At 52.8% G+C, this 267-nt stretch carries 1 protein-coding gene; it reads left to right on the top strand.

The window, feature by feature from the left end:
- A partial coding sequence (locus RO22_RS25135; RefSeq protein ID WP_235270550.1) for a hypothetical protein occupies nt 1–194 on the top strand: 194 nt, incomplete at its 5' end.
- Nucleotides 195–267: the final 73 nt, after the last annotated feature.

Below are 267 nucleotides of genomic sequence, written 5' to 3'. Positions count from 1 at the left end.
GTTTCACTTCTGAGTTCGGCAAGGGATCAGGTGGTTCACGCGTGCTATGGTCGTCAGGCGTAACTGTTAATGTACATCATGCTGTTTGTGATCGTCTCATTGTGCCGCCTGCTCGTTTGAGTCAGGCCACACGCTGCGTATCCGGCTTTTTAATGCTTCGTCATCATCACGACCAGACCCCTTGGGTGTTATAGGGTCAAGCCTCACGGGCCATTAGTACACGTTAGCTCAACGCCTTGCAGCGCTTCCACACCGTGCCTATCAACC

The organism is Halomonas sp. KHS3 (assembly GCF_000830495.1).
Lineage (GTDB): Bacteria > Pseudomonadota > Gammaproteobacteria > Pseudomonadales > Halomonadaceae > Vreelandella > Vreelandella titanicae.
Note: the sequence above shows the minus strand (reverse complement) of the source record. Positions and strands in the feature narration are given on the sequence as shown.